This is a genomic window from Roseovarius sp. ZX-A-9 (genome assembly GCF_028369135.1).
In the GTDB taxonomy this organism is placed as follows: domain Bacteria; phylum Pseudomonadota; class Alphaproteobacteria; order Rhodobacterales; family Rhodobacteraceae; genus Roseovarius.
Genome location: NZ_JAPWHW010000001.1, coordinates 269,631 through 292,190, shown reverse-complemented (window position 1 = coordinate 292,190; position 22,560 = coordinate 269,631). Strand labels below are relative to the sequence as shown.

Here is a 22,560-nt window from a genome sequence, read left to right as displayed (position 1 = left end):
GCACATGACCACAAGCGCAATCACCAAAATCGAGAGCGGCAAGAAGTCGGTGCAGTTCTACGTGCCGGTCGTCGCCGCGGCGGGCGCCTTTGCCGGGGTCTTCGTCGGCACGGCGCAGGGCTCTACGCTGCTGGGCGTCGTCATTGGCGCGGTCCTGATGGCCCTCATCGCCTTCGTCGCGATAGAGATGTTGGGACGGGAGCAGGAAAAGATGGTTCGCTGGGCCATCATCGCGCTCTTCGCGGCAGGTGGCTTTGCCATTGGCGGACTGCCAGCAATGGTGGTCGGTGGACTGTTCGGCTGGTTTTTCGGCTGGTTCACCTATTGGATCGCGTACAACCGATACCGGGCCAAGCTGGTGCCGTATCTGACACCCGCCCAAGTGCTGTGGCATTTCACGTTCCGGGTGATCTGCGGGATGATCTTCTTCTTCCTGATCACGCCGATCGTGGTGGTCATGCCACTCAGCTTCAACGCCGAGAATTTCTTTACCTTTACACCGGAAATGCTGCGGTTCGATCCTGCGGGTTACAGCCTCAAGCATTATCGCGACTTCTTTACCAATGCGGACTGGCAGCAGGCGCTTTGGAACTCGGTGCGCATCGCACCAGTCGCCACGATCCTGTCGGTGAGCTTTGGCACACTGGCGGCCATCGGCCTCAGCCAGCCGCATGTGCCGTTCCGCCGTGCGATCATGGCGATCCTGATCTCGCCGATGATCGTGCCTCTCATCATCTCGGCGGCGGGCATGTACTTCTTCTACTCGCGCCTTGGCTTGCAGGGCACCTATTGGGGCGTCGTTCTGGCGCACGCGGTGCTGGGCATTCCGTTCGTGATCATCACTGTCACGGCGACGCTGGTGGGCTTTGATCGCTCGCTGACGCGGGCGGCGGCCAACATGGGCGCGAACCCGGTCACGACCTTCTTCCGCGTGCAGATGCCGCTGATCCTGCCGGGTGTCATTTCGGGCGGGCTCTTTGCCTTCATCACCTCGTTCGATGAGGTGGTGGTGGTGCTCTTTGTCGGCTCGGCTGGGCAAAAGACACTGCCGTGGCAGATGTTTACCGGCCTGCGCGAGCAGATCAGCCCGACCATCTTGGCGGTAGCGACGATCTTGGTGGCGCTGTCGATCCTGCTGTTGGCCACGGTCGAGATGCTGCGCCGCCGCTCCGAAAGGTTGCGTGGTCTTAGCCCGGGCTAAGCGGAGCAGCGCAAAAGATTGTCCGTCTTAGGCGGCAATCTTTTGCAGAATGGCGGCCTCGTTCCTACTGAGGCACAAGCGTGCCGTTTGGTGAAAGCACGCCGGAGCCCCTGTTCTGAGTTCGGGGAACAGGTTCAAGACCTCTTCGCGCGTGTCGTTTGCAAGTGAACTCAGACCAACCGGTCCAGGGAAAAAGCTTTCGCTATAGGCGCCATTGGCGACTACGATCTGATGCTGATTGAACAACATATGGATATAGGTGACCTTGTCGCCAACCCGGCGGGTGACGCCTTCTTTACCCAACAGATACTTGGCGGAAACCAATATTTCCCGCTCCCCAAAGCAGAGTTCTGCCGCGGAATCGACGATCAGCATCCGATGGTTTGGGGATACGATCAACTCGCTTTGGTTTCCGACGACACCCTTTGAAAAATGGATCGGCGCTGCGCTGCCCACGGCGGGAACCGTGCAGCGCCCAATCCATTGCAGGGGCTGAAATCCGTTGTCGCGGGTAAGAACCAGATCGCCCACTTCCAGCGTGTCGATCAGGGAATCGCCCTTGGCGGTGGAAACCCGCGTTCCGCTGGTAAAACATGGCACGAGTGAGGAGTAGGAAACGGCACCGTCCGTGTTGAAGCTGCCGAACGTATAGGTCACGCCCGGTGTCAGCGGTGCGTCAGAGGCAAAGAGCGGGCCGTAGTTGTTCGCGCCGTTTGTCGCCAGAAAATAGATCGTGTTGTTCGATCCGTCCGACCCGGTGATGGTGTATTTGTACCTGACATCAATCGTGTCGTTGACGTTGATCCCCGAAACGGTCGACTGGGTGACGTTCTGATCCGGCACATCGCCGCCACCGGTATGGGTATAGTCCCCGAAAATGGCATCGCCCGAGCCGTTCGAGTCGTCAATCGTTATCTTACCAGCTTCGCCAATCGTAAAGTTTCCACTGTGCGGATAGGTATTATCCCCGCTGGCAAAATTGTATACGAGCACATTTTCCAAAGCCATCGGACGATCACCACCATTAAAAACCAATACTGAACCGACGCCGGCGGAGTGTTTGGCCAAGGGTCGAAGTCGTGGTTAATGTCTTTGATTGTCCGAATAATGTCCTTCGCGGGTCGATTCTGTGAACGCAAAGTGGCAAAACCCGTACAGGTCGTGCTTGCCAGTAGGAAATGAGCGGCTGTTTGGGGCGCAAAAAAAAAGCAGCCCCGCGATACATTCGCGGGACTGCAAAACTTGATGCCTGGTTTGGTTACTCGCGGACCAACTTTTCATAGGCTTCCGCGATCTCGCGGGTCAGTGCGCCCACCTCGAACCGGTAATCGCCGATCTGCCCCACGGGGGTCACTTCGGCGGCGGTTCCGGTCAGCCAGCACTGCTCGAATCCTTCCATCTCTTCGGGCATGATGTGGCGCTCGTGCACCTTGACCTTGCGGTCTTTCAGCATCCCGATCACGGTCTGACGCGTCAGGCCATTGAGGAAACAATCAGGGTCCGGCGTGTGCACCTCGCCATTCTTCACAAAGAAGATGTTGGCGCCGGTCGCTTCGGCCACATAGCCGCGGTAATCCATGAACAGCGCGTCAGAGCAACCCTTGGCCTCTGCCGCGTGTTTGGAGGTGGTGCAGATCATGTAGAGCCCAGCCGCCTTGGCGTGGACGGGAATCGTCTCAGGCGACGGGCGCTTCCATTTCGAGATGTCGAGCTTCGCCCCCTTCATCTTGGCATCGCCGTAATAGGCCCCCCATTCCCAGGCCGCGATGCCCAGATGCACAGGGTTGCGCGCCGATGCGACGCCCATGTCTTCGCCCGCACCGCGCCACGCGATTGCACGCACATAGCCATCTGTCAGGCCATTGGCTGTCAGCACTTCCTGCTTGGCGGCCTCGATTTCATCGACGGTCCAAGGGATCTGAAAATCCAACTCGCCCGCCGAGAAATGCAGACGCTCCGAATGCTCGCGGCTTTTGAAAATCTTGCCGTTATAGGCGCGCTCACCCTCAAAGACCGAGCTGGCATAATGCAAGGCGTGAGTCAGAACATGCACATTCGCGTCGCGCCATTCGATCAGTTTGCCATCCATCCAGATATTGCCGTCGCGGTCATCATAGCCAGCCATGCCATCTCTCCTTCTAGGTATCTTTGCATAAGTTGCGCAAAAAATGTCCGGTTCGGGCATAAAATTGCGTGAAAACTGCGATTCGCTAACAGTTAGAACTTGGAATGTCAATAAAGCTGACTTAAAATCCATTCCAACTCAAAGAGACTGGACAGACCCATGAGAGATGCTCAGGGCGGTGAGACGCTACTTTTTCTGACGGATGAACAATTGCGCCAAGGGATCGAGGCGATGTTCTTCGCCTATCGCGGATTTACTGCCGATCCTGATCGTATCCTGACCACGATGGCCTACGGGCGCGCCCACCACCGGGCGATCCACTTTATCGCGCGCAGCCCGGGTACTACGGTAAACAACCTGCTCAGCATTCTTGGGGTGACCAAGCAATCGCTCAATCGGGTGCTGCGTACCCTCGTCGATGACGGGCTGGTCGATAGCCGTGTCGGCACCACCGACAAGCGCGAGCGCAACCTGCATCTGACGGAAAAGGGCGCGGCGCTGGAGCGCAAACTGAGCGATGCGCAGCGGGCCCGTATGCGTGCGGCCTTCCGTGCGGCCGGGCCAGAGGCCGTCAGCGGCTTTCGCCAGGTGTTGGAGGCGATGATGGATTCCGATATGCGCAAGCGCTACCATGCGCTGAGAGAGGCGAGGACATGAGTGACCCGGCCCCACACCTTCTGATCGTGGATGACGACGAACGTATTCGCGGGCTTCTGCGCAAGTTTTTGATGCGCCATGGCTTCTTGGTTTCGATCGCGCGAGATGCCGAACATGCGCGCCGGGTTCTGGCGGGGCTGGAGTTCGACCTGATCGTGCTGGATGTGATGATGCCGGGCGAGGACGGTGTGGCGCTGACGCGTTCGCTGCGCTCCGAACTTGCAACGCCGATCCTGCTGCTGACCGCCAAGGGAGAAACCGCGGATCGCATCGCCGGGCTGGAGGCCGGGGCAGATGATTACCTGGCCAAACCCTTCGAGCCCAAGGAGTTGCTGCTGCGGATCAACGCCATTCTGCGCCGGATGCCCGAACCGGAGGCAGAGACCGCGTTGCCCAAGATGCTGCATCTTGGCCCCGTGCGCTATGATATCGAACGCTCCGAGTTGATGCAGGGCGACGAAACGATCCGCCTGACCGCGACAGAAACCCAACTGATGCGCATTTTCTCGGAACATCTGCGCCAGCCGGTCAGCCGCGCCAAGTTGGTAGAGGATCTGGGGCGCGACAAGGGCCAGGCACAGGAGCGGGCGGTTGACGTCCAGATCACCCGGTTGCGCCGCAAGATCGAAGCCGATCCGAAACAGCCGCGATACCTGCAGACCGTGCGCGGCGAAGGCTACATGCTGGCCCCGGACTGAGCCGCAACAGGCTGCTTGAAACGGGTGGGCGGGGTCAGATCACCCGAATCACATCCTTGTCGATGGCAAGAACATAGCCCTTGCGCGCAATGTTCTTGACCAGCAATTCGCTGACCATCTGGTTGCCCAACGTGTCGCGCAGGCGTTTGATGCGAGTGGCGCCTGCCGCCTCTTCGCAATCGGAAGGGCTGCGGCCTGAAATCATCGCTTCGATTTCCGCACCGGTCAGGATGTCGCCATCCATGCGCGCCTCGGCTAGGATCGATAGCGTTTCCATCGCGGCATCGGTCAGCTTGAAGCCCATATTGTTCAGATAGACCGATTTCTCGACCCGACTGATCAAAAGTGAACTGACCTGTATGCCTGACCGCTCGATCTGGGCCATGCGCTTGTTCATCGCGATCAACATGATCAGGAACACCAACGCAGAGATCAGCAGCGATGTCGCAAATACCAGCAGAACAAAGATCACCATGCGGTAGCTGACCAGCGTTTCGGAAAACGCGGTGCCAGAGAGCGCGAGGATTTCCAACAGCTTGATCTCGGCGTCCGAGGTCAGCGTGTCGTTCTCGATGAATATCTGTTCGACCCGCGCGTTGAACGCGTTGGCATCCGGTAGCGATACGAACAGCAGCACAGCCGCCAGTGACAGGATCGCAACGATGCAGGCAACGCCAATGATCACCATCCGGCTGCCCGATCGGCGGGCGTCGGCGGCAGAGAGGGTTAGATCATTCAAAGGTGTCCCCCCGGCAGATTATTGCTGTTTCACGGACAGCACCTTGAGCAGGGTCAGGCCCTGCGATGCAAGACGGCTGGTCAGCTGTGCGCGGGCCGAGGCCATCGTGCAGGGGCCGCTGATCTGCGCCACGCTATAGTACAGCTCAAACGGGGTGTCGCGCTTGGCCTTGTACTCGGCATAGCACGCCGCATCGGCGGCACCGGCACCGAAGGCGATGAGGCCTGTCAGGGCTGCGAGGATAAAATGCTGTCTCATGCTTCGCAACATGACCGAGGGCACGCCGCTATACAATAACCGAGGGGTGATTGGGGCCGTTACAACCGGTGTTATCGGATAACATCCCGGCGTTATTGCCTGTCTCGGTGGTTCAGGCCCAGTTTGGTGTCATCGCTTCTGCCCACTCATCGGGTGGACCTGCCAAAATCTGACCCCGAAAGGACTTCACCCATGTCTGGTAAATTCATCTCACTCATCCTTGCCGCGTCGCTTGCAGTGACCGGGATGACGGCTGTACCGGCCCGTGCCGACGATCAAGATGTCGCACGTGCTCTCGCCGCCATCGCCGGTATCGCAATCATCGGTGCGGTGATCCACGACAAAAACAAGAGCAAGCGTCGCCCCGCCCCCTATGTATCGAGCCGAAGCTATGGCCACGGCCACAAGGCGCATAGTGGACACCGCCCAAGTCCAAAGGCGCATCATGGCCACCGTGCTCAAAAGAAGGCGCATCGCCAGCATCGCCGCGAGGTGCAGCAGCACCGTCAGCAGCGCCGCGGCCACGGCCACGGTTACTATAATGGCACCAGCCAGCGCCGCTAAAAAGTTCGGCGGCGCGATCGCCGCTGATGAGGTTTCGTGAGTACTAGCTACCAATTTGATTGGCTGCCGGTTGTGTGAGGGGAAGGGGGCAAATCTGCCCCCTTCTCTTTTTTGCATCGCAGGCCTGCTTGTGAGACATAAGGCAAGGCACAAAAAAGGGACGACCCACATGGTCAGGCAGAGAATCGAGGGCACGCAGGACAGTGCGTTAACCCGAACGGCTATGAAACCTACGATCACGGAACTCGTGCAATAGCATGGCGGATGGACCTGACTTTCGGTTTGAGGAGGCCGCCTTCGAACGTGGCTTCACGCTGGTTGCCGGCGTTGATGAGGTCGGCCGTGGCCCGCTGGCGGGGCCGGTGACGGCGGCGGCCGTGATCCTGGACCCTGCGCGCATCCCCGAAGGGTTGCACGATTCCAAGAAGTTGAGCGCGAAACAGCGTGCAGCGCTCTATACCAAGATCGCCGCAGTGGCGGAGGTGTCCATCGCCCATGCCAGCGTCGAAGAGATCGACCGTCTCAACATTCTGCGCGCGTCGCACCTGGCGATGGAGCGCGCAGTGGAGGGATTGCCACGCAGGCCCGATTTTGCGCTGATCGACGGCAACATGATTCCGGCCGGCCTGTCCATCCCGGCAGAGGCAATCGTCAAGGGTGATGCGCGTTCCGTGTCGATTTCGGCTGCCTCAATCATGGCCAAAATTTGTCGAGATTGTGTCATGTGGGATTTGGCGCAACAGTGGCCGGGATACGGCTGGGAAACCAATGCCGGATATCCGTCAAAAAGCCACAAACAAGCGCTCGTGGATCTTGGTGTCACCCCACACCATAGACGTTCGTTCAAACCGGTCCACAACATATTGTATCAAGATAAATAACTAACCCTCTGATTCAAAAAGAAATTGACCCCGAATCGCCTTTGACTCATCCTTGTCCTCAGCGAACCAGAGCGCGAGTCACGCGCCGGACAGAGGCAGAAAATGAAGACGATGACCAAAGCGAAGAGCGCGCCAGCGCTCCCTCTTAACACGATCCTTTCCGGGGACTGCATCGAGGTGATGCAGAGCCTGCCAGAAGCATCGGTTGATCTGATTTTTGCAGATCCACCCTATAACCTTCAGCTAAAGGGCGATCTGCATCGACCGGACAATTCCCAAGTGGATGCCGTCGACGACGCCTGGGACCAGTTTTCCTCGTTTGCCGCATATGACAGATTTACCCAAGACTGGCTCAAAGCGGCGCGCCGATTGCTCAAGCCCAATGGTGCCATCTGGGTGATCGGCTCTTATCACAACATCTTTCGGGTGGGCGCCGCGTTGCAGGATGCGGGCTTCTGGATCCTGAATGATGTGGTTTGGCGCAAATCGAACCCGATGCCGAATTTCCGTGGCAAGCGGCTGACCAATGCGCATGAGACGATGATCTGGGCCTCCAAGCAGGAGGGTGGCAAATACACCTTCAACTACGAGGCGCTGAAATCGCTGAACGAAGGCATCCAGATGCGCAGCGACTGGGTCCTGCCGATCTGTACCGGCCATGAGCGGTTGAAGAACGAAGCGGGTGACAAGGCGCATCCGACACAAAAACCGGAAAGCCTGCTGCACCGTGTTCTGGTTGGCAGCACCAATCCCGGCGACGTGGTGCTTGATCCGTTCTTTGGCACTGGCACGACCGGCGCGGTGGCCAAGATGCTGGGGCGCGATTTCATCGGGATCGAACGCGAAGCGGCGTATCGCGAGGTTGCTGAAAAGCGCCTGAAAGCCATCCGCAAGTTTGACCGAGAAGCGCTGGAAGTATCGACCAGCAAACGCGCCGAGCCGCGCGTGCCGTTTGGCCAGCTGGTGGAACGCGGCATGCTGCGCCCCGGCGAGGAACTTTACTCGATGAATAAGCGGCACAAGGCCAAGGTTCGCGCCGATGGCACGCTGATCGGCGAGGACATCAAAGGGTCGATTCACCAGGTCGGCGCGCATCTGGAAGGTGCGCCGAGTTGTAATGGCTGGACCTATTGGTGCTTCAAGCGCGATGGGAAGAAGATCCCCATCGACCTGCTCCGCCAGCAGATCCGCGCCGAGATGGCCGACCGCCCGAACTAAGTTTTCCGAAGCGAAAAAGAACACCGCCGGTGCCTGGAGCCTGACACCAGGCACCATACCTATGCCCCGTCACTTGTTGACGGGGCTTTTTTTCGTTGCGGACTCGCGCGGAAAGCAGGTGGCGTTGCTGCAGGCAAGAGGTAAAGCTCTTGTGATCATATGCGCCGGTCGTATGACTGGTGCGGTGCGCGTCCAGTGGTTATCTCTGGCGTAGATCAGGAGAAATGCCGGGATGGAAATCAACGCCGATTTTGAGAAGCGGGTCGTGGTCCTGCCCGAAGACTACATTTGGTCGAAATCCCCCGCCGCGGGTGTCGAGAGGATGATGCTCGACCGGGTCGGGGATGAGGTGGCGCGCGCCACCACCATCGTGCGCTTTGCGCCCGGATCGAAATTCGACGCACATACCCACGGCGGCGGCGAGGAGTTTCTGGTGCTGAGCGGCGTGTTTTCTGATGAAACCGGCGACTTTCCGGCGGGCAGTTACGTACGCAACCCCATCGGCACCAGTCACACGCCGCACACTGACGAGGGCTGCACGATCCTGGTCAAGCTGCACCAGTTCGCGCCAGACGACACCGCGCAATTCAGCATTGATACCCAGCGCGCCGAATTCCGCCCCGGCACGGCCCCCGGTCTGTCGGTTCTGCCGCTACATAGTGCGGCGACCGAAAACGTGGCGCTGGTGCGCTGGGCGCCCGGCACGCGGTTCACCCCGCATCAGCACTGGGGTGGCGAAGAGATTTTCGTGCTTGAAGGCACGTTTCAGGACGAGCATGGCAACTATCCCGCAGGCAGCTGGATCCGCAGCCCGCACATGTCGCGCCACGCGCCCTGGTCGGAAGAAGGGTGCCTGATATACGTCAAGACCGGACATCTGCCGATGACCGCCGCCTGAAACGGGGCGCAAGGGCGTGTTGCGTTTTAGCGGATGCAATCCGCTCAGTCAGCTTTTCCGATATTCATCGAATAATTCAAGCACGAGCAGCCAGTAGTCGAAGCTGTCCATGAAATTCTGGTCGGACACCCCGAAATTCAGATTTACATCCATCTGGATGAAGGGGTCATTTTCGGCGTCCAGATAGACTTTGCCGAACCGCTTGGTCCGGTTCCATTCATTCATCTTGGAAACGCTCAACCCGTCGGCCATGTCGAAACCGGCCGAGTATTGGATCGAATTGCACCCCTGCTCTTGCTCGCACCCGAAAAAGAAGATCACGAAATTGATCCGCTCGGCGGTACTGCGGATCATCGGCGTATCGTCCGAGGCCACGTCCATCTGCGCACGGTACCCTGCTTCCTGCAGCATCGAGGCGATCTGCCAGGGTTTCGACCCGTCCACTTCTGCGAGTGCCGGAGATGTCATGAACAGGCCGGCGAGGGCGGATAGAACGAGACGGCGCATTTTATGAAATTCCTTTAACTTGGGCTTATGTCCGTGTTTGAGGGAAGAAGAATTGCGCCGGTTTGTCAAACTCAAACCAATTTCGGCTTCTTATCGCGGTGCCGGGTTCAGTGCCTTGTTGTAGGGCTTCCAGTCCGTGATTTCGGGGTAATACATTTCACGCCAACGGCGCACGCGGCGGTTCATCACCCGTCGCCACACGGGCGGTACCATCGCGGCCATCGTCATCACCGGATAGCCGAAGGGCAGTTGCGGCGCGTCGGACTCGGTATAGTTCTGCAACAGCGGGAACCGCCGATCAGGCTTGTAGTGGTGATCCGAGTGGCGCTGGAGGTTGATCAGAAGCCAGTTGCTGGCCTTATGCGCCGCGTTCCAGCTGTGTTGCGGTTTGACATGCTCGTATTTGCCATCGCCTAGATGTTTGCGCGTCAGCCCGTAATGCTCGACGTAGTTCACCAGTTCCAGTTGCCAGACGGCGATGAACGCCTGCCAGACAAACAACAGCAGGCCGACCCAGCCGCCCAAAAGCAGGGCCAGCAACAGCATGATGACTTGCAGCGTCCAATACCGGAAAAACGGATTGCTGGGATTTGCCCAAGTGCGATTCTTGCGGGCCTGCAACGCCTTTTCCGCTGCAAAGGCCGATTTCAACGACCCCGGCAGAACGCGCGCGAAGAAGCGATAGAACCCTTCGTTGTAGCGAGCCGTCACCGGGTCGCGTGGTGTGCCGACATGGCGGTGATGCACCAGCAGGTGCTCGGACCGGAAGTGCGAATAGAGCACCATCGCCAGCAGGGCATCGCCCATCCAGCGTTCCCATTTGCTCTTTTGGTGCATCAATTCGTGGCTGTAGTTGATGCCGACAGTGCCTGTGATCACGCCCACGCCGAAAAACAGCACGATCTTTTCCAGCGCGTTCAGGTGCTCTGCCCCGGACACATACCAGATCAGCCAGAACAGCAGCGCGAATTGCAGCGGGGCCCAGATCAGCGTGATCATCCTGTACCAGGTCAGTTGATCGTCGTCCGTGTCCGGATCGGCGTTTTCGAGGTTCAGGCCGAGGAACGCGTCGAGCAGTGAAAAGAAATACCATGTGAAAAGCGGCAGCAGGATCACCGTCCAGCCCCCGTGGACAGCGCCGATCAGGGCAAGCGGAAGCAGCAGGAGGGACATCCAGAACGGAAGGGCATTCCTGACCTTGGCGACAGTAGTGGCAGGGATCATGGCGGGCGCGGTCCTCGGGGCCAAAAGATATCGTTCGCTCTGGGTCAGTCTACTCCAGATTATCAAACCTGCCACGCGCCAGATCAAAAACTTTGCGCATGACGGTGGGTAAATCCGAAGGGCGAAAGTTGGATTTGTCGATGAAACTGCCGCAATTGGGCATCGTGCCAATCGGGGCCACCGCAATCGCGATGCGCAGGCGCAGGTGGAAATGGGTAAAGGTGTGGCGCGCTTCGTCCTCCAGCACCGCCCATTGCGCGCCGAACGGAGGGGCGGGATCGGGCGTTTGCTCGGCCCAGTTGCTGCCGGGCCATCCCAGCATGCCACCCAGCAGGCCGCGATCCTCGCGCCGTTCCAGCAGCAGCGCACCATCGGTCCGCTGCGCGACATAGGCAATGCCGTGACGGGTCGGCTTGGCCTTCCTTGGTAGCCTCGCGGGCAGGTCTGCAGCGGTCCCGGCGGCGCGTGCTGCGCATTCGGTCATCCAGGGGCAGATGCCACAGGCCGGGCTGCGCGGGGTGCAGATCGTGGCCCCCAGATCCATCACCGCCTGCGCATAGTCGCCGGTGCGGTCCTGCGGTGTCAGCGCGGCGGCGGCTTCTGTCAGCTCGGGTTTGGCTGTGGGCAGGGGCGTGTGGATGTCATGCAGGCGCGCCATGACCCGCTCCACATTCCCGTCTACCACGGTCTCGGGCGCATCAAAGGCAATGGCCGAGATCGCGGCGGCGGTATAGGGGCCGATACCCGGCAGCTTGAGCAGTTCGGCATGCGTCTGCGGAAACTTTCCGCCGTATTCGCTGGCCACCACCCGCGCGCATTTCAGCAGGTTGCGGGCGCGGGCGTAATAGCCCAGCCCGGCCCAGGCGCCCATCACGTCCGAATCCTCGGCCGCAGCCAGATCGGTGACGGTGGGCCATTGGCGCGTGAACGCCTCGAAATAGCTGCGCACGGCGGCCACGGTGGTCTGTTGCAGCATGACCTCGGAGAGCCATACGGCATAGGGATCGGGCCGCACGCCTGCCGCACGGGCCTGCGGGGACACCCGCCAGGGCATCACGCGTGCATGGGTGTCGTACCAGTCCAGCAGAAGTAAAGGCAGCCGGTCCACCCGGGGCGTATCACGCATTCTTTATGCTCCGGTCAGGTTATGGGCTGGCAAGCCGTGCCACATGCCCTAAAATGCCCTTTGAGAGAGAGAGGTCAACCATGGCGGACCGCAAGACCACGACGCGCGGCTTTAAACGGACATCCAGCTTGCTTCAGGATCGGATCAAGCGCGCGTCGGCCAGTCGCGGGTTTGAGCAATCGCGGCTGTTGACCCAATGGCCGGAAATTGCAGGCGCGGCCATTGCCGCCATCGCCCGCCCGGTAAGCGTGTCCTATGCGCGGGGTGGTTTTGGCGCGACCTTGACCGTGTTGACCACCGGACCTCAGGCTCCGATGCTGGAAATGCAAAAGGAAAAACTGCGCGAAAAGGTCAACAGCGTCTATGGATACAACGCGATTTCGCGCATCCTGATTACCCAAACTGCGGCGACCGGCTTTGCCGAGGGGCAAGCCACGTTCGAGCACCGTAAGAAAACCGACGAACCGGCCAGTGTCACGCCAGAGGTCACTGCCAAGGCCGCCGATTTGGCCGCACCCGTAGGCGACACCGAACTGCGGCTTGCACTTGCCGCGCTGGGCGCCAATGTACTGTCCAAACATAAAAGCTGATCCAATAAAGGGATAGATGATGAACCGAATTATCATGATCGGGGCCACGGCCTTCGTCGCGTCTGCTGGCGCATTGTTTCTGCAGGCCAACCAAGCGGCTGCACAGACCACGACGGAGCAGACGGCAACCGAGCAGACGCAGGCCGCAGATACTACCGAAGCGATGACCGATACGGCCACGGAGTCTGCCCCGCAGGCAATGCCGAACGACGCGGGCATCTACGAGATGACTCTCGGCCCGGCCGATGCCAAGGTGACGGTGATGGAATACGCATCTTTCACCTGCCCGCATTGCGCGAATTTTCATAAAGACACCTTCAAACAGCTGAAGGCCAATTACATCGACACCGGCAAGGTGCAGTTTATTTACCGCGACGTCTATTTCGACCGGCCCGGCCTGTGGGCCGCGATGGTTGCGCGCTGTGATGGCCCGACCCGGTTCTTTGGCATCGTCGATATGCTCTTTTCGCAACAGCGTGAATGGGTGTCGGGCAGCGATCCGGTGGCCATCGCCGACAACCTGCGCAAGATCGGCAAGGTCGCGGGCATGAGCGACGAGAAGCTGGAAGCCTGCCTGACCGACGCAGACAAGGCCAAGGCGCTGTTTGAGTGGTTCGAGGCGAATGCCGAGGCAGACGGCATAACCTCTACCCCGTCGCTGGTGATCAATGGCGAGGCTCACGGCAACATGAGCTATGCCGACCTGTCCGAGATCATCGAGAAGGAACTCGCGGAATGAGCACAGCCCCCCTTGCTGATCTCAAGGTGATCGAACTGGCGCGCATTCTGGCGGGCCCATGGGCCGGGCAGACGCTGGCCGATCTTGGCGCTGAAGTGATCAAGGTGGAATCGCCCGAAGGCGACGACACGCGCCGCTGGGGCCCACCCTTCATCGACCGTGAAGACGAGCGCAGCGCGGCGTATTTCCACGGCTGCAATCGCGGAAAGACCAGCATCACGGTGGATTTCCGCACCCCCGAAGGCCAGGAACGTATCCGGCAACTGGTGGCGGACGCCGATATCGTTATCGAAAACTTCAAGGTTGGTGGCCTAGCCAAATATGGTCTGGATTACGCCAGCCTGTCCAAGGTGAACCCGAGGCTGATCTATTGTTCGATCACCGGGTTCGGGCAGGACGGGCCCTATGCGCACCGTGCGGGCTACGATTATATCATTCAGGGCATGTCGGGTTTGATGTCGATCACCGGCGCGCCGGATGGGCAACCGACGCGCGCAGGCGTGGCGATCACCGATGTGTTCAGCGGTGTCTATGCCACGACGGCGATCTTGGCCGCAGTGCATCAGCGCACGCACACCGGCAAGGGACAGCAGATCGACATGGCATTGCTGGACGTGGCGGTTGCTGTCACGGCCAATCAGGCGATGAACTACCTGTCGACCGGGCAGGCGCCGGGGCGCATTGGCAACTTTCACCCGAACCTCACGCCTTATCAGGTGTTCGATTGCGCCGATGGCTACATCATCATCGCGGTGGGCAATGATGGGCAGTATCAGCGACTGTGCGACGTTCTTGGCGTGCCGGAACTGGCGCAGGCGCCGGAATACGCGACAAACGCCGACCGGGTGGCGCATCGCGACCGCCTGACCGAGCTGCTGACGGCACGCACGGTGCAGATGTCAAAGGCTGATCTGCTGGCCGCCTGCGAAGGGGCGGGGGTGCCGGCCGGACCGATCAATTCGCTCGACGAGGTGTTTGCCGATCCGCAGGTGGTGGCACGCGGCATGCAGATTGCGCCGGGTGGCGTGCCGGGGGTCCGTACCCCGATCCGCTTTTCGGATGCGGAACTGGTGCTGGAGCGTCCATCGCCCAAGCTGGGGGACGGTGACACCTGATGTGACCGGGGCTGTGTCAGGCTTGGGGCGGCGGTGTCTTTGTCGCCCCGATCCGCGTCAGAGCCGCGTCAAGTGCGCTCCAATCTTCGATCTCCAGCCGCACCGGCAGGGTTAAAACCTGCGCGCGGAACGCGTCCGGCAGTCGCACGGCGTCCTTTTCGGTGGTGACGAGCTGCGCACCGAGGGCGGCGGCGTCCGATGCAAGCCGGTTCATCAGCGCGGGAGTCAGTGGCTGGTGATCTTCCAGCGCCTCGGAGCCTGCCACTTCGGCGCCAAGCGATTTCAGCGCGGCAAAGAACTTTTCCGGGTGCCCGATCCCGGCAAAGGCAAAGACGCGCGCGCCCGACCAGTCCATGCCGGTCCGTAACGGCACCAGAGCGCCGCGCAAATGTGGCAGCGTGATCTTGTCTGCCCATGTCGCGAGAAATGCAGCCTGTTGCGCCGTGCCGCCGATGGATAACAGCAGATCGGCCCGCGCCAGCCCCACCGTGACAGGTTCGCGCAGCGGCCCGGCAGGCAGGCAGCGCCCGTTGCCGAACCCGGCAACGGCATCAACCACGACGATGGCCAGATCCTGCGCCAATGACGGGTTTTGAAACCCGTCATCCATCACGATCACCTGCGCGCCGGCAGACACGGCGGCGAGGGCACCCGCGGCGCGATCCCGCGCCACCCAGACTGGCGCAAAGGCAGCAATCAACAGCGGTTCGTCTCCGACATCAGCGGCATCGTGGGTCTGCGGATCAACCTGCACCGGACCCGCCAGACGCCCGCCATGTCCGCGACTGACCACATGCACAGCTCGACCCTGCACGGCAAGGTGGGCGACAAGCGCAATGACCGTCGGTGTCTTGCCAGTGCCGCCCGCGTTGATGTTGCCGACACAGATTACCGGCACGTCGACGCGATCGCCGTGCCCGCGCGCCAGCCGACGCGCCGTGGCGCGTGCATAAAGCGCGCCGAGCGGGGCCAGAAGCCGCGCGGCAATACCGGGCCGATCCGGCGGGTTCAGCCAGAAGCGGGGCGCGCGCATCACCGCGCTTCCAGAACGTCGAGCGTGTCATGCACCAGATCAAGGATCTGATCCGTCACCTGCGCGCTGGCCGTTGCGACATCCCAGGCTGCGTGGGCCATGGCCGCCGATTGGTCGGGGGCGATGAACTGCGCCAGCGCGGCCGAAAGCGTGTCTGCATCACGGACCATGCGCGCCGCGCCGGCCTCGGCAAAGCGCCTGTAGCTTGACTGGTAGCGCCCCACATGCGGGCCATACATGATGGCCGATCCGTGCGCCGCGGGCTCATTGGGATCGCGGCCGTGTTGGCGCGGCTTCAGTGAACTTGCCATCAACGTGATCGTCGCCAAACGATACCAAAGCCCCATTTCGCCGCGCGTGTCTGCCAACAGGATCTGTGTCGTCTCTTCGGGCATGCCGCCTTCGGACCAGATCGTGAAGCGCCAACCATCCGCGCGCAGCGCTTCGATGAAGAGGTCGGTTTGCGTCAGATCATCCGGCACCAACACCAGAAACAGCCGGTGCGCCAATCGACTGGCCGCGCGGTGTGCTTGCAGAATTTCGCTCAGCTCGCCGGGCTGGGCCATCGCCGCAAGCCAGACGGGGCGCCCGCGCAGGCATACCGCCATTTCCTCGCGCTGGGGTTCGTTATGGGGCAGCGCCATCGCGCCTTCGCGAAAGATGCCCGATACGGTGATCCCGCTTTCCGGTATGCCCATACGGTGTATGTGGCGGGCATCTGCTGCCGAGCGGGCGAGGATCATCGAAAACCGCGCCAGCGCGCTGCGCGGCAGGTCGGGCAGCCAGCGCCAGCCGGGCCGCGGCAAATGGGCCGCGCTCGCATCGACCAGATAGAGCGGTATTTCGCGCCGGTCGGCGCAGTTGATCAGCACCGGTCGCAGGCCGCCCCCTGTCCAGAGGCAGAGATCAGGTTGCCAGTGGTCCAGAAATGCCTCGGCTTCGGGCGCGATCTCATCAGGTAGTGGTTGGTGCAGGGCGTCGGCGTGCAGATGGCCGGGCTTCGGAACATCGGGTGCCATGGTCAAAAGCAGATGCAGCGGACCCGAGCGTTGCCCGGTCAGACGTTTGACCAGTTGCACAAGCGCATTGGCGTGGTCGATGCTATGGGCATGGCCCCAGATCAGCGCGCCTTCGGGTCGTGGGGGGCGATCCTCTGTCTTGGCCTGCCGCGGGCGCGGCTTGGGCGTGTAACCCGAAAGAGAGAGCGACCGGGCCATCCGCGCGATGCCTCTAGCCCAGTTCTTCGGTCGGCGATGCGGCGCTCTCTTCGTCCCGCAGCTTGTGCAGATGCGCGATGAAATAGCGCATGTGGGCGTTGTCCACGGTGCGCTGTGCTTCGTTCTTCCAGGCGTCATAGGCAGAGGCGTAATTGGGAAAGATGCCAACGATGTGCAGATCGTCGACATTCTTGAAAACGTTGCGTGTGGGGTCGATCAGTTCGCCGCCGAAGACGAGGTGCAGGCGTTGGGTCATGGGGTTTCCTTGTCGGTTTGTGGCGGTGTCGGGAATATCCCGGGCTGGCCGGTAGACTTATGCGATATATGCGCAGGGTCAAGCGGCGCGCCATCTGTCGCGGTGGGCGAAAACGAGTATTTCGGCAAAGAAGAAAGCCATTTGTCCCGCTTGACGTCGCATGTGTCCTGCGGCAGGCAGGCAGGGTATCTCATTGGAGGGCCCCAGCGTGGCCAGACCATTTCTGATCCTGCAGTTGCGGCCTGAAACCGAGGCGTCGGATGACGAGTTCGCGGCGATCCTGCGCAAGGGCGGGTTGACCGCCGATCAGGTGCGGCGGGTGCGGTTGGACCAGACGCCTTTGCCGACGGACATCGATCTGGACGAACTGAGTGGCGTGATCGTCGGCGGCGGGCCGGGATGTGTCAGCGACGCGCCCGAGGAAAAATCCGAGGCCGAGGCACGGATCGAAGCCGCCGTATTGTCGATCATGCCGCAGATCACCAGCCGCGATTTCCCCTATCTTGGATGCTGTTACGGCATCGGGATACTGGGCAAGCATCTGGGCGGCGATGTGAGCAAGGCGGCGTTTGGCGAACCAGTCGGCACCAGCCATTGCGAGGTTACGACAGAGGGCCGCGCCGATCCGCTGTTGATGGGGTTGCCCGAACGCTTTGATGCCTTTGTCGGACACAAGGAGGCATTGCAGGCGCTGCCGGAGGGCTGCGTGCAACTGATCCGTTCGGACCCGTGCCCTTACCAGATGGTGCGTTACCGAGAGAATGTTTACGCAACGCAATTCCACCCCGAAGCGGATTCCGAAGGGTTCGTGACGCGGATTGGCGTCTATAAGCATCGAGGCTATTTCCCGCCCGAAGAGGCCGAAACGATGGCTGCGATGGCCCGTGCGGCAGATGTTCACGCGCCGGAAAAGGTGCTGCGGAATTTCGTCAAGCGGTACGCGCGCTAGAACATGTGGCCCGATTTCGCGGCCTTGGTGGCCAGATAGGCGCGATTCTGTTTCGTTTCGCCAACCATGAGCGGTACACGTTCGGTCACGTCGATGCCGCAACGCTGCATCATCTCGATCTTGGCGGGGTTGTTCGTCAACAACCGTACCTGATCGAACCCCATCTGCGACAGGATGCCCGCGCCGATGCGAAAATCCCGCTCGTCATCCTCGAACCCGAGGCGATGATTGGCCTCAACAGTGTCAAAACCCTGATCCTGAAGCGAATAGGCGCGCATCTTGTTCGCCAGCCCGATACCGCGCCCCTCTTGATTGAGGTAGAGCAGGACACCTGCGCCCGCCGCACCCATCTGGGCCAGGGCCGAACGTAGCTGAGGGCCGCAGTCGCATTTCAGGCTGCCCAGAAGATCACCGGTAAAGCAGGCCGAATGAAGCCGTGCCAGAACCGGCGCGGCGCGATCGGGCTGACCGATTTCAACCGCGTAGTGCTCTTCACCGCCATCTTCGGGGCGAAAGACGTGCAACCGTCCGGCCTCGGACACCGACAGGGGCAGGCGGGCGTGTACGACCGCATGAAGCGGGCTGCCAGCCTCCAGCGCGCGCCGACTGGGAGCAGCGGGCAGGCATGTCAGACCGGTCTTCTTGGCGAAAGCTGCGGCGTCGGGCACATCGGCCAGAAGAGCGGCAGGCAGCAGGCGTGCAGATTTCACCAGAGTGAGAGCCAGTGCATGCAATTCCGTATCGCCACCACGCTCCGACAGGAACGGGCCTTTCATCGGGGTGCGCAAGTCGTCCTTCGGATCGGCCACGGCGTGCAGCCAGTCGATGCCCGCATCCTGCGGCACCACGATCCGCGCGAGCGACCCGTCATATACGCGCGCCTTCAGCGTTTCGGCCCGGCGCGCGGTTACTGTCAACACCGGCGTGCTACCCAGCGCGCGCAACCCGTCGAGGCGCGCCGCGTTGGTGGTTTCGGCCGCCAGCATCACAGCGCCGCCCGTATCGCCTGACAGCACCACGGGCACCCCCATGCGTAGGTCGGCGCGGGCGCGGGCCAGAAGGTCGGTCAGATCGGGCGAGAGGCTCATGGTCGGTCCTGAGGTGGTGGGCTTCGACCCATCTAAGGCTTTTTGAAACAAAATGAAACAAACCCTCTGCTTGCAACACTTGGGCGTGATCTGAGTGTTGCACCCCTTGCCGGGCGGCCGCCTGCGACGCAAGTGTAGTAAAACGAGATGAGGATAATTTATGGCACAGCTCAAGAAAATTCTGCTGGTCGACGATGACGAGGACCTGCGCGAGGCGCTCAGCGAACAGTTGATCATGACCGAGGATTTCGATGTCTACGAGGCGGGCAACGGCGCCGAAGCGATGGCTCACGCCAAGGACGCGATCTATGATCTGGTGATCCTCGATGTGGGGTTGCCTGACACGGACGGGCGCGAACTGTGCCGCCTGATGCGCAAACAGGGCGTGAAATCGCCCATCGTGATGCTGACGGGTCATGACGGAGACGCCGATACCATCCTCGGCCTTGACGCCGGCGCGAATGACTACGTGACCAAACCGTTCAAGTTTCCGGTGCTTCTGGCCCGTATTCGAGCGCAGTTGCGCCAGCATGAACAGTCCGAGGATGCGGTGTTCCAGCTTGGGCCATACACGTTCAAACCCGCGATGAAGATGCTGATCGACGAGGATGATCGCAAGGTGCGGCTGACAGAGAAAGAGACGAATATCCTCAAATTCCTCTATCGCTCGACCGACGGCGTCGTGGCACGGGACGTGTTGCTGCATGAGGTCTGGGGCTACAATGCCGGCGTGACGACCCACACGCTCGAGACGCATATCTATCGCTTGCGCCAGAAGATCGAGCCTGATCCTTCGAATGCGCGTCTGCTGGTGACGGAAAGTGGCGGCTACCGTTTGCTGGCCTGACCGCTTGTAGTTCGACCAGCACAAGCGGGTCCGAATTTTGCGCATTCCAGTTTGAAAGGCCCCGGTTATCGCCGGGGCCATTTTTTTGCGAAGCCTGTGTTCCGATAAGCCGGGAGCGGGTATTCTTGGCGACATGCAAAATTGACTCTCGCCAGAACCGCCCAGAGGTTGTATGATATAGTTTAATGCTAAACTATCGCCTCTAGACGCATGCAAAAAGGAGTCGCTTTCCTATGGCTGCCAAGAAATCCAGCGCCAAATCAAACGCTTCTGCGGATGAGCTGAAAGCCTATTACCACGATATGCTGCTGATCCGCCGATTCGAAGAAAAGGCCGGTCAGCTCTACGGCATGGGTCTGATCGGTGGCTTTTGTCATCTTTATATCGGGCAGGAGGCCGTTGTTGTTGGGCTCGAAGCCGCGGCAGAGGAGGGTGACAAGCGCATCACCACCTACCGCGACCACGGTCATATGCTGGCCTGCGGGATGGATCCCAACGGCGTCATGGCCGAACTGACCGGGCGCGAGGGCGGCTATAGTCGGGGCAAGGGCGGGTCGATGCACATGTTCTCGACCGAGAAGCATTTCTATGGCGGGCACGGCATCGTGGGGGCGAACGTGCCGCTGGGCGCTGGGCTGGCCTTTTCCGACAAGTATCGCGGCAATGATCGCGTGACCTTCACCTATTTCGGCGATGGCGCAGCCAATCAGGGCCAAGTTTACGAGACGTTCAACATGGCGGCGCTCTGGGCGCTGCCGGTGATCTTCGTGATCGAGAATAACCAGTATGCGATGGGCACCTCGCAGAAGCGATCGACCTCCACGCCTGATCTTTATACCCGAGGCGAGGCGTTCGGCATCCCCGGCGAGATCGTGGATGGCATGGATGTGCTGGCGGTCCGGGATGCCGGGAAAAAGGCCGTCGCGCACTGCCGCGCAGGCGATGGCCCCTACATCCTGGAAATTCGGACATACCGTTACAGGGGGCATTCGATGTCTGACCCGGCCAAATACCGGACCCGCGAGGAAGTGCAGAAAATGCGCGAGGAAAAAGACGCGATCGAACATGTGCGCTCGTTGCTGCTGACCGGCAAGCACGCCACGGAGGACGACCTGAAAGAGATCGACAAGCAGATCAAGAAGATCGTGAATGCCTCTGCCGAATTCGCCAAGGAAAGCCCCGAACCGGCGGTCGAGGAGCTTTGGACCGATATTTACACTGATCTTGCGCCGCAGCACGCCTGAGGAGGAAAGAGTATGCCTACAGAAATTCTCATGCCCGCCCTCAGCCCGACGATGGAAGAGGGAACATTGGCCAAATGGCTGGTCAAGGAAGGCGATACCGTCAGCTCTGGTGACATCATCGCCGAGATCGAGACCGACAAGGCGACGATGGAGTTCGAGGCGGTGGACGAAGGCGTGATCGGGAAGATCCTGATCGCCGAGGGTACCGAGGCCGTCAAGGTCAACACGGCCATTGCTGTCCTTCTGGAGGACGGCGAAAGCGCGGACGATATCGCAGCCACGAAGGTCGATGCGCCGAAAACGGAATCGACAGAGGCGCCCAAAGCCGAAGCGCCCAAGGCTGCTCCGGCCAAGGCTGCCGCACCTCAGCCTGACCGCAGCCCCGACTGGCCCGAAGGCACCGAGACCAAGAAGCAGACCGTGCGTGATGCGCTCAACACCGCCATGGCCGAGGAAATGCGCCGCGACGGTGATGTGTTCATCATGGGCGAGGAGGTGGCCGAATATCAGGGTGCCTACAAGATCACGCAAGGGCTGCTGGATGAATTCGGCGCCAAGCGCGTCATCGACACGCCGATCACCGAACATGGCTTTGCCGGGATCGGTGTTGGTGCGGCTTTTGGCGGGCTGCGGCCCATCGTCGAATTCATGACCTGGAACTTTGCCATGCAGGCGATCGACCAGATCATCAACTCCGCAGCCAAGACGCTCTATATGTCAGGCGGTCAGATGGGTTGTCCCATCGTGTTCCGTGGTCCCAATGGCGCGGCGGCGCGTGTGGGCGCGCAGCACAGTCAGGATTTTGCCGCATGGTATGCGCAGATCCCGGGGCTGAAAGTGGTGCAGCCCTATTCGGCGTCCGACGCCAAGGGCCTGCTGAAATCCGCGATTCGTGACCCCAACCCGGTGGTCTTCCTGGAAAACGAAATCCTCTACGGGCGCAGCTTTGACGTGCCCGTGCTGGATGATTTCACCGTCCCCTTCGGCAAGGCGCGCATCTGGCGCGAGGGTAGCGACGTGACCATCGTCAGCTTTGGCATCGGCATGACCTACGCGCTGGAAGCTGCCGAAAAGCTGGCCGAGGACGGGATCGAGGCCGAGGTGATCGACCTGCGCACCCTGCGCCCTCTGGATTATGACACGGTGCTGGCAAGCGTGATGAAAACCAACCGCTGCGTGACGGTCGAAGAAGGCTGGCCGGTGGGAGCCATCGGCAACCACCTTTCAGCGGTTATCATGGAGCGTGCGTTCGATTACCTTGATGCACCGGTGCTTAGTTGCACGGGCAAGGACGTGCCGATGCCCTACGCCGCCAACCTTGAGAAACTGGCGCTGACCTCGACCCAAGAAGTGATCGAGACGGTGCGCAAAGTAACCTACCGGTAA

Annotated in this window: 25 protein-coding genes; 14 read left to right on the top strand and 11 right to left on the bottom strand. The window is 60.7% G+C overall.

What is annotated here, in order from left to right:
• The first annotated feature begins 4 nt into the window (after positions 1 to 4).
• Complete coding sequence (locus tag O3306_RS01325; RefSeq protein ID WP_272002214.1) at positions 5 to 1,201, top strand: ABC transporter permease; 1,197 nt, start codon at positions 5 to 7, stop codon at positions 1,199 to 1,201.
• Between the two features lie 27 nt (positions 1,202 to 1,228).
• Here the strand turns inward: O3306_RS01325 and O3306_RS01320 are convergent, their stop codons facing one another.
• Positions 1,229 to 2,269 carry a Hint domain-containing protein gene (locus tag O3306_RS01320; protein WP_272002211.1) on the bottom strand — a complete coding sequence of 347 codons (1,041 nt, stop codon included), beginning with the start codon at positions 2,267 to 2,269 and terminating at the stop codon, positions 1,229 to 1,231.
• Positions 2,270 to 2,459: 190 nt separating this feature from the next.
• Positions 2,460 to 3,326: a branched-chain amino acid aminotransferase gene (locus O3306_RS01315; protein WP_272002209.1), complete on the bottom strand. Its 867-nt coding sequence runs from the start codon at positions 3,324 to 3,326 to the stop codon at positions 2,460 to 2,462.
• Positions 3,327 to 3,485: 159 nt separating this feature from the next.
• On the opposite strand from O3306_RS01315, the gene O3306_RS01310 reads away from it, so the two are divergent.
• Positions 3,486 to 3,983, top strand: a complete 498-nt coding sequence (locus O3306_RS01310; protein WP_272002206.1) for a MarR family winged helix-turn-helix transcriptional regulator — start codon at positions 3,486 to 3,488, stop codon at positions 3,981 to 3,983.
• Positions 3,980 to 4,681, top strand: coding sequence for a response regulator (locus O3306_RS01305; RefSeq protein WP_272002204.1), 702 nt, complete (start codon positions 3,980 to 3,982; stop codon positions 4,679 to 4,681). The genes O3306_RS01310 and O3306_RS01305 overlap by 4 nt, the downstream gene beginning before the upstream one ends.
• Before the next feature lie 34 nt (positions 4,682 to 4,715).
• On the opposite strand, the gene O3306_RS01300 is transcribed toward O3306_RS01305, so the two are convergent.
• Complete coding sequence (locus tag O3306_RS01300) at positions 4,716 to 5,369, bottom strand: hypothetical protein (protein ID WP_442969963.1); 654 nt, start codon at positions 5,367 to 5,369, stop codon at positions 4,716 to 4,718.
• Positions 5,370 to 5,438: 69 nt separating this feature from the next.
• Positions 5,439 to 5,678, bottom strand: coding sequence for a hypothetical protein (locus O3306_RS01295; protein WP_272002199.1), 240 nt, complete (start codon positions 5,676 to 5,678; stop codon positions 5,439 to 5,441).
• A gap of 192 nt (positions 5,679 to 5,870) precedes the next feature.
• On the opposite strand from O3306_RS01295, the gene O3306_RS01290 reads away from it, so the two are divergent.
• The 4 genes from O3306_RS01290 (at position 5,871) to O3306_RS01275 (ending at position 9,239) form a co-directional block, all read left to right on the top strand.
• On the top strand, positions 5,871 to 6,242 hold the full coding sequence (locus tag O3306_RS01290) for a hypothetical protein (protein WP_272002196.1): 372 nt from the start codon (positions 5,871 to 5,873) through the stop codon (positions 6,240 to 6,242).
• A 257-nt stretch (positions 6,243 to 6,499) separates the two neighbouring features.
• On the top strand, positions 6,500 to 7,123 hold the full coding sequence (locus O3306_RS01285; RefSeq protein WP_272002194.1) for a ribonuclease HII: 624 nt from the start codon (positions 6,500 to 6,502) through the stop codon (positions 7,121 to 7,123).
• Positions 7,124 to 7,225: 102 nt separating this feature from the next.
• On the top strand, positions 7,226 to 8,341 hold the full coding sequence (locus tag O3306_RS01280; protein WP_272002191.1) for a site-specific DNA-methyltransferase: 1,116 nt from the start codon (positions 7,226 to 7,228) through the stop codon (positions 8,339 to 8,341).
• A 232-nt stretch (positions 8,342 to 8,573) separates the two neighbouring features.
• Complete coding sequence (locus O3306_RS01275; protein ID WP_272002188.1) at positions 8,574 to 9,239, top strand: cupin domain-containing protein; 666 nt, start codon at positions 8,574 to 8,576, stop codon at positions 9,237 to 9,239.
• Between the two features lie 48 nt (positions 9,240 to 9,287).
• Here the strand turns inward: O3306_RS01275 and O3306_RS01270 are convergent, their stop codons facing one another.
• From O3306_RS01270 to mutY, 3 genes are all read right to left on the bottom strand, one after another.
• On the bottom strand, positions 9,288 to 9,746 hold the full coding sequence (locus O3306_RS01270) for a YbjN domain-containing protein (protein WP_272002185.1): 459 nt from the start codon (positions 9,744 to 9,746) through the stop codon (positions 9,288 to 9,290).
• Between the two features lie 90 nt (positions 9,747 to 9,836).
• The gene (locus O3306_RS01265; protein ID WP_272002182.1) at positions 9,837 to 10,970 is read right to left on the bottom strand and encodes an alkane 1-monooxygenase; all 1,134 of its coding nucleotides are present in this window, start codon (positions 10,968 to 10,970) and stop codon (positions 9,837 to 9,839) included.
• A 49-nt stretch (positions 10,971 to 11,019) separates the two neighbouring features.
• Positions 11,020 to 12,096 (bottom strand): A/G-specific adenine glycosylase, encoded by a 1,077-nt coding sequence (gene mutY / locus O3306_RS01260; RefSeq protein WP_272002179.1) that lies wholly within the window; start codon positions 12,094 to 12,096, stop codon positions 11,020 to 11,022.
• Between the two features lie 80 nt (positions 12,097 to 12,176).
• Between mutY and O3306_RS01255 the strand changes: the two genes are divergently transcribed.
• The 3 genes from O3306_RS01255 to O3306_RS01245 are packed head-to-tail and all read left to right on the top strand — an operon-like array spanning position 12,177 to position 14,540.
• The gene (locus tag O3306_RS01255; protein WP_272002176.1) at positions 12,177 to 12,686 is read left to right on the top strand and encodes a DUF721 domain-containing protein; all 510 of its coding nucleotides are present in this window, start codon (positions 12,177 to 12,179) and stop codon (positions 12,684 to 12,686) included.
• A 19-nt stretch (positions 12,687 to 12,705) separates the two neighbouring features.
• On the top strand, positions 12,706 to 13,425 hold the full coding sequence (locus tag O3306_RS01250; protein ID WP_272002174.1) for a DsbA family protein: 720 nt from the start codon (positions 12,706 to 12,708) through the stop codon (positions 13,423 to 13,425).
• Complete coding sequence (locus O3306_RS01245) at positions 13,422 to 14,540, top strand: CaiB/BaiF CoA transferase family protein (RefSeq protein ID WP_272002171.1); 1,119 nt, start codon at positions 13,422 to 13,424, stop codon at positions 14,538 to 14,540. Before O3306_RS01250 ends, O3306_RS01245 begins: the two co-directional genes overlap by 4 nt.
• A gap of 16 nt (positions 14,541 to 14,556) precedes the next feature.
• On the opposite strand, the gene lpxK is transcribed toward O3306_RS01245, so the two are convergent.
• The 3 genes from lpxK to O3306_RS01230 are packed head-to-tail and all read right to left on the bottom strand — an operon-like array spanning position 14,557 to position 17,046.
• Positions 14,557 to 15,573, bottom strand: a complete 1,017-nt coding sequence (gene lpxK, locus O3306_RS01240; protein ID WP_272002168.1) for a tetraacyldisaccharide 4'-kinase — start codon at positions 15,571 to 15,573, stop codon at positions 14,557 to 14,559.
• Positions 15,573 to 16,790, bottom strand: a complete 1,218-nt coding sequence (locus tag O3306_RS01235) for a 3-deoxy-D-manno-octulosonic acid transferase (protein ID WP_272002166.1) — start codon at positions 16,788 to 16,790, stop codon at positions 15,573 to 15,575. The genes lpxK and O3306_RS01235 overlap by 1 nt, the downstream gene beginning before the upstream one ends.
• 13 nt (positions 16,791 to 16,803) lie before the next feature.
• Complete coding sequence (locus O3306_RS01230; protein ID WP_272002163.1) at positions 16,804 to 17,046, bottom strand: DUF4170 domain-containing protein; 243 nt, start codon at positions 17,044 to 17,046, stop codon at positions 16,804 to 16,806.
• Between the two features lie 208 nt (positions 17,047 to 17,254).
• Here O3306_RS01230 and O3306_RS01225 point away from each other — a divergent pair, with 208 nt between their 5' ends.
• On the top strand, positions 17,255 to 17,995 hold the full coding sequence (locus tag O3306_RS01225) for a glutamine amidotransferase (RefSeq protein ID WP_442969960.1): 741 nt from the start codon (positions 17,255 to 17,257) through the stop codon (positions 17,993 to 17,995).
• On the opposite strand, the gene ribA is transcribed toward O3306_RS01225, so the two are convergent.
• Positions 17,992 to 19,083 carry a GTP cyclohydrolase II gene (gene ribA, locus O3306_RS01220; RefSeq protein ID WP_272002157.1) on the bottom strand — a complete coding sequence of 364 codons (1,092 nt, stop codon included), beginning with the start codon at positions 19,081 to 19,083 and terminating at the stop codon, positions 17,992 to 17,994. The genes O3306_RS01225 and ribA overlap by 4 nt on opposite strands.
• A gap of 160 nt (positions 19,084 to 19,243) precedes the next feature.
• Here ribA and O3306_RS01215 point away from each other — a divergent pair, with 160 nt between their 5' ends.
• The 3 genes from O3306_RS01215 (at position 19,244) to O3306_RS01205 (ending at position 22,560) form a co-directional block, all read left to right on the top strand.
• A complete protein-coding gene (locus tag O3306_RS01215) occupies positions 19,244 to 19,930 on the top strand; it encodes a response regulator transcription factor (RefSeq protein WP_272002154.1) in 687 nt (228 codons plus the stop codon).
• A gap of 233 nt (positions 19,931 to 20,163) precedes the next feature.
• Entirely contained in the window at positions 20,164 to 21,174 is a 1,011-nt protein-coding gene (gene pdhA, locus O3306_RS01210) for a pyruvate dehydrogenase (acetyl-transferring) E1 component subunit alpha (RefSeq protein ID WP_272002151.1), read from the top strand.
• A 12-nt stretch (positions 21,175 to 21,186) separates the two neighbouring features.
• Entirely contained in the window at positions 21,187 to 22,560 is a 1,374-nt protein-coding gene (locus O3306_RS01205; RefSeq protein WP_272002148.1) for a pyruvate dehydrogenase complex E1 component subunit beta, read from the top strand.

Excerpts from the sequence above, each read along its gene's own strand:
- O3306_RS01325 (WP_272002214.1), top strand. The coding sequence starts at position 5 with ATGACCACAAGCGCAATCACCAAAATCGAGAGCGGCAAGAAGTCGGTG.
- O3306_RS01315 (WP_272002209.1), bottom strand. The coding sequence starts at position 3,326 with ATGGCTGGCTATGATGACCGCGACGGCAATATCTGGATGGATGGCAAA.
- O3306_RS01310 (WP_272002206.1), top strand. The coding sequence starts at position 3,486 with ATGAGAGATGCTCAGGGCGGTGAGACGCTACTTTTTCTGACGGATGAA.
- O3306_RS01305 (WP_272002204.1), top strand. The coding sequence starts at position 3,980 with ATGAGTGACCCGGCCCCACACCTTCTGATCGTGGATGACGACGAACGT.
- O3306_RS01300 (WP_442969963.1), bottom strand. The coding sequence starts at position 5,369 with ATGGTGATCATTGGCGTTGCCTGCATCGTTGCGATCCTGTCACTGGCG.
- O3306_RS01295 (WP_272002199.1), bottom strand. The coding sequence starts at position 5,678 with ATGAGACAGCATTTTATCCTCGCAGCCCTGACAGGCCTCATCGCCTTC.
- O3306_RS01290 (WP_272002196.1), top strand. The coding sequence starts at position 5,871 with ATGTCTGGTAAATTCATCTCACTCATCCTTGCCGCGTCGCTTGCAGTG.
- O3306_RS01285 (WP_272002194.1), top strand. The coding sequence starts at position 6,500 with ATGGCGGATGGACCTGACTTTCGGTTTGAGGAGGCCGCCTTCGAACGT.
- O3306_RS01280 (WP_272002191.1), top strand. The coding sequence starts at position 7,226 with ATGAAGACGATGACCAAAGCGAAGAGCGCGCCAGCGCTCCCTCTTAAC.
- O3306_RS01275 (WP_272002188.1), top strand. The coding sequence starts at position 8,574 with ATGGAAATCAACGCCGATTTTGAGAAGCGGGTCGTGGTCCTGCCCGAA.
- O3306_RS01270 (WP_272002185.1), bottom strand. The coding sequence starts at position 9,746 with ATGCGCCGTCTCGTTCTATCCGCCCTCGCCGGCCTGTTCATGACATCT.
- O3306_RS01265 (WP_272002182.1), bottom strand. The coding sequence starts at position 10,970 with ATGATCCCTGCCACTACTGTCGCCAAGGTCAGGAATGCCCTTCCGTTC.
- mutY (WP_272002179.1), bottom strand. The coding sequence starts at position 12,096 with ATGCGTGATACGCCCCGGGTGGACCGGCTGCCTTTACTTCTGCTGGAC.
- O3306_RS01255 (WP_272002176.1), top strand. The coding sequence starts at position 12,177 with ATGGCGGACCGCAAGACCACGACGCGCGGCTTTAAACGGACATCCAGC.
- O3306_RS01250 (WP_272002174.1), top strand. The coding sequence starts at position 12,706 with ATGAACCGAATTATCATGATCGGGGCCACGGCCTTCGTCGCGTCTGCT.
- O3306_RS01245 (WP_272002171.1), top strand. The coding sequence starts at position 13,422 with ATGAGCACAGCCCCCCTTGCTGATCTCAAGGTGATCGAACTGGCGCGC.
- lpxK (WP_272002168.1), bottom strand. The coding sequence starts at position 15,573 with ATGCGCGCGCCCCGCTTCTGGCTGAACCCGCCGGATCGGCCCGGTATT.
- O3306_RS01235 (WP_272002166.1), bottom strand. The coding sequence starts at position 16,790 with ATGGCCCGGTCGCTCTCTCTTTCGGGTTACACGCCCAAGCCGCGCCCG.
- O3306_RS01230 (WP_272002163.1), bottom strand. The coding sequence starts at position 17,046 with ATGACCCAACGCCTGCACCTCGTCTTCGGCGGCGAACTGATCGACCCC.
- ribA (WP_272002157.1), bottom strand. The coding sequence starts at position 19,083 with ATGAGCCTCTCGCCCGATCTGACCGACCTTCTGGCCCGCGCCCGCGCC.
- O3306_RS01215 (WP_272002154.1), top strand. The coding sequence starts at position 19,244 with ATGGCACAGCTCAAGAAAATTCTGCTGGTCGACGATGACGAGGACCTG.
- pdhA (WP_272002151.1), top strand. The coding sequence starts at position 20,164 with ATGGCTGCCAAGAAATCCAGCGCCAAATCAAACGCTTCTGCGGATGAG.
- O3306_RS01205 (WP_272002148.1), top strand. The coding sequence starts at position 21,187 with ATGCCTACAGAAATTCTCATGCCCGCCCTCAGCCCGACGATGGAAGAG.